3 protein-coding genes and 1 pseudogene are annotated in these 4,408 nt (G+C 69.8%); 3 read left to right on the forward strand and 1 reads right to left on the reverse strand.

From position 1 onward, the window contains the following. Positions 1–57: 57 nt before the first annotated feature. Positions 58–840, reverse strand: coding sequence for an ABC transporter ATP-binding protein (locus tag ACR2FV_RS13915; protein WP_434016294.1), 783 nt, complete (start codon positions 838–840; stop codon positions 58–60). Positions 841–1,053: 213 nt separating this feature from the next. Between ACR2FV_RS13915 and ACR2FV_RS13920 the strand changes: the two genes are divergently transcribed. The 3 genes and pseudogenes from ACR2FV_RS13920 to sufD all read left to right on the forward strand — a co-directional run. Next, complete coding sequence (locus tag ACR2FV_RS13920; protein WP_434016295.1) at positions 1,054–1,911, forward strand: helix-turn-helix transcriptional regulator; 858 nt, start codon at positions 1,054–1,056, stop codon at positions 1,909–1,911. Beyond that, positions 1,908–3,329, forward strand: a pseudogene (gene sufB, locus ACR2FV_RS13925) (Fe-S cluster assembly protein SufB). The gene ACR2FV_RS13920 and the pseudogene sufB overlap by 4 nt, the downstream one beginning before the upstream one ends. Continuing rightward, the coding region (gene sufD, locus ACR2FV_RS13930; protein WP_434016296.1) for a Fe-S cluster assembly protein SufD at positions 3,329–4,408 on the forward strand (1,080 nt) is incomplete at its 3' end. The pseudogene sufB and the gene sufD, both read left to right, overlap by 1 nt.

Consider the following 4,408-nt stretch of genomic DNA (forward strand, 5'->3'; position numbering starts at 1 on the left):
TGCGGGTCTCAAAGCGTGCCTGCGCCGTGACCCGTTGGGTCGGGCTCGCGGGCGCGCTCACCGAGCAGCCCCGGTGAGCGCGAAGTAGCGGTCCTCCAGGGCGGCGCCGTCGCAGACCTCCGGCACGGACCCGGCCGCCACGGCCCGACCACCCGTGAGGATGACGATGTGGTCGGCGAGCCGCTCGGCCTCCTCGAACGAGTGAGTGGTGAGCACCACTGCGGCCCCCGCGGCAGCCGTGCTGCGGATCAGGGCGTGCGTCGTGCGGCGGGCGTGCGGGTCCAGCCCGGAGGTCGGCTCGTCCAGGAACGCTATGTCCGGGTCGCCGACCAGCGCGGCTGCCAGGGCCAGGCGCTGGCGCTGTCCACCGGAGAGCCGGCGCACCGGGGTGTGAGCGAAGTCGTCGACGCCCAGCGTCCGGCTCAGCTCGGCGACATCGAGCGGCGCGGCATACAGGCGCGAGAGGTGACGTAGCAACGCGACCGGACGGGCGGACTGGGGCAGACCGCCGTCCTGCAGCATCACGCCGACACGGGACCGGTGCTCCGCGGGGGAGCGCCAGGGGTCGACGCCCAGCACGCGCAGGCGCCCGGAGTCGGGAGTCTGCAGCCCGACTGCACAGTGCACGGCGGTGGACTTGCCCGCCCCGTTGGGCCCCAGCACGCAGGTCACCTGACCGGGGTGTGCGGTCCAGCTCAATCCGGCCAGCGCCGTCGTGCGGCCGTAGTGCCGGGTCACCGAGTCCATCCACAGCGCGGGTAAGACCTGGTCGAGCGCACTCACGCAGCCACGATAGACGCCGACTCGCCCGTTGTGCTCGGCGCTGTGCAGTCCACCCATGCGGACAGTCCAGTCCCCGCCCCTTGTAGAAACATCATACCGTGGCGCGATGAGGTCGGTTGCGCTCGTTGCGCGACCTCGCAGCAGGCTGCCCAGAGGGAGTCACCCTTCGCGTGCAGGAGCCGGCGCGGCAGGTCCAGGCGCATCCGGAACATGGTGAGGCAAGGCTTGGTTGGACCACAGGTGGATATAGGTGACACTGGTGTGGTGTTTATGTCCGACGGCAGCACCGAGTCCCGGACCCGGGACCACGTCCGTCGCGCCATCGGTGTCACCGGACCCGTCACCGCTCGCGAGCTGGCAGTGCAGCTCGACCTCACACCGGCAGCTGTGCGCCGCCATCTCGACGCGCTGGCGCAGGAGGGCTCCATCATCGAGCGCGAGCTGGCGGCCACCGCTCCGCGCGGGCGAGGCCGGCCCGCGCGGGCGTTCGTGCTGACCGACCGCGGCCAGGAGCAGCTGCAGACCAGCTACGACGACGTCGCCACGGCGGCCCTGCACTACCTCGCGGACCGGGCCGGCGACGGCGCGGTCACCGAGTTCGCCGAGGCTCAGATGGCCGTCCTGGAGCAGCGACTGCGCGAGGCGATGTCCAGGTCAGGTCAGGCCACGGACCGTGACCACCGGGGTGCCACCGATGGGGCCGACGAGGCTGCGATCCTGGACGAGCGCACCTCGGCGCTGGCCGAGGCGCTGACCGACGAGGGGTTCGCCGCGAGCGTCCGCCCGGTGGGGCAGGACACCGACAGCGGTCTCGCTGGCTTGCAGCTGTGCCAGGGGCACTGCCCGGTCCGGCATGTGGCCAGCGAGTTCCACGAGTTCTGCGACGCCGAGACCGACGTCATCTCCCGGGTGCTGGGGGTGCATGTGCAGCGCCTGGCCACCCTGGCCGGTGGCGAGCACGTGTGCACCACCTTCGTGCCGACCGGGTCCATCCGCCCCGTGGCCACCCTGGCGCAGGGGCGCGACGACGCCTCGGACCCGCCCTACCGCATCCCGCAGGACGAGCTGCGAGACGACATACTGCACGACCGATCCCGACCGACCACTCACGAAAGGCCTTCCCGATGAGCACCAACATCGAAGAGCGCAACCCAGGTCTGAAGGACCTGGGCAGTTACGGCTACGGCTGGGCCGACAGCGACGTCGCCGGCGCCTCCGCGCGACGCGGCCTCAACGAGGACGTCGTGCGCGACATCTCCGGCCGCAAGAGCGAGCCGCAGTGGATGACCGACTACCGGCTCAAGGCGCACCGGCTGTTCGGCAAGAAGCCCATGCCGACCTGGGGCAGCGACCTGACCTGCATTGACGTCGACAACACTAGGCATGTCGGGAACTCGAACGAGAAGTAGGTCACCTCCTGGGACGAGCTGCCCGAGGACATCAAGAACACCTACGACCGGCTCGGCATCCCCGAGGCCGAGAAGCAGCGCCTGGTCGCCGGTGTCGCCGCGCAGTACGAGTCCGAGGTCGTCTACCACCAGATCCGCGAGGACCTGGAGGAGCAGGGTGTGCTGTTCCTGGACACCGACACCGCGCTGCGTGAGCACGAGGACCTGTTCCGCGAGTATTTCGGCTCGGTGATCCCGGCCGGCGACAACAAGTTCGCCGCGCTCAACGCCTCCGTATGGAGCGGCGGGTCGTTCATCTACGTGCCGCCGGGGGTCCACGTGGACATCCCGCTGCAGGCCTACTTCCGGATCAACACCGAGAACATGGGCCAGTTCGAGCGCACGCTGATCATCGCCGACGAGGACTCCTCGGTGCACTACGTCGAGGGCTGCACGGCGCCGATCTACCAGAGCGACTCCCTGCACTCCGCGGTCGTGGAGATCATCGTGAAGAAGAACGCCCGGGTGCGCTACACGACCATCCAGAACTGGTCCAACAACGTCTACAACCTGGTCACCAAGCGCGCGACCTGCGCCGAGGGCGCCACCATGGAGTGGATCGACGGCAACATCGGCTCCAAGGTCACGATGAAGTACCCGGCCGTGTTCCTGCTCGGCGAGCACTCCAAGGGCGAGACCCTGTCGGTGGCCTTCGCCGGGGAGGGCCAGCACCAGGACGCCGGCTCCAAGATGGTGCACGCTGCGCCGCACACGTCCTCGACCATCGTCTCCAAGTCGGTGGCCCGTGGCGGCGGGCGCACGTCCTACCGGGGCCTGGTCCAGATCCTTGCCGGCGCGCACCACAGCCGCTCCAGCGTGGTCTGCGACGCGCTGCTGGTCGACCAGATCTCCCGCTCGGACACCTACCCCTACGTCGACGTCCGCGAGGACGACGTACAGATGGGTCACGAGGCCACGGTCTCCAAGGTCTCCGAGGACCAGATGTTCTACCTGATGTCCCGAGGCATGTCCGAGACCGAGGCGATGGCCATGATCGTGCGCGGCTTCGTGGAGCCGATCGCCCGCGAGCTGCCGATGGAGTACGCCCTCGAGCTCAACCGCCTCATCGAGCTGCAGATGGAAGGAGCCGTCGGCTGATGACGTTGCTCGTCGACAACAACTCACCCGCCGACCAATCGCACGTCGACCCGCAGAGCAAGGTCGGCACCGTCCCGGACGAGTCCCGGGCCGCTCGGCCCACCTCCTTCGAGGTCAGCGACTTCGAGGTGCCCAGCGGGCGCGAGGAGGAGTGGCGCTTCACCCCCGTCGACCGGCTCGGTCCGCTGTTCAGCGACACCCCGACCGACGACCGGGAGGACGACCCCGCGGTCAGCGTCGGCGTCCAGGTCCCCGACGGTGTGCACATCAGCACGCTGGTCCCGGGCCAGGCACCGCGCGGCACCGTGCTGGTGCCCGGTGATCGCGCAGCGGTGGTGGCCTCGGCCAACACCGCCGAGGCGCTGCATGTGCAGATCCCCGCGGAGCGTGAGTATGCCGAGCCGCTGCGGGTCGACGTCCACGGCAACGGCGCGGGCCGGCGCAGCAACGCCCACGTCGTCCTCGAGGCCGGCCGGCACAGCAAGGCCCTGATCATCCTGGACCACACCGGCTCCGTCGACCACACCGGCAACGTCGAGGTGGTGGTCGGCGACGGCGCCGACCTGACCGTGGTCACCCTGCAGCGCTGGGCCGACGACACCCACCACCTGGCTCAGCACGAGGCTCTCGTGGGGCGCGACGGGTCATACCGGCACATCGCCGTCACCCTCGGTGGGGCGATCATGCGGATGAACAGCAACGTGCGCTACGCCGGACCCGGCGGCTCCGCGACCCTGCTCGGCGTCTACTTCGCCGACGCGGCCCAGCACCTGGAGCACCGCTCGTTCGTCGACCACAACACCCCGCGGTGCCAGTCGCTGGTCACCTACAAGGGCGCCCTGCAGGGTGAGACCGCGCACACGGTGTGGGTCGGTGACGTGCTGATCCGCGCCGAGGCGGAGGGCATCGACACCTACGAGCTCAACCGCAACCTGGTGCTCTCCGACGGCGCCCGCGCCGACTCGGTGCCCAACCTGGAGATCGAGACCGGCAACATCGAGGGGGCCGGGCACGCCAGCTCCACCGGACGGTTCGACGACGAGCAGCTGTTCTACCTGATGTCGCGCGGGATCACCGAG

The sequence above is a fragment of the Ornithinimicrobium sp. genome (assembly GCF_051004135.1).
Taxonomy (GTDB): Bacteria; Actinomycetota; Actinomycetes; order Actinomycetales; family Dermatophilaceae; genus Ornithinicoccus.

What these genes read in the sequence shown, in the direction of transcription:
- ACR2FV_RS13920 (WP_434016295.1), top strand. Translation starts at nt 1,054, where the DNA reads ATGTCCGACGGCAGCACCGAGTCCCGGACCCGGGACCACGTCCGTCGC.
- ACR2FV_RS13915 (WP_434016294.1), bottom strand. Translation starts at nt 840, where the DNA reads ATGGGTGGACTGCACAGCGCCGAGCACAACGGGCGAGTCGGCGTCTAT.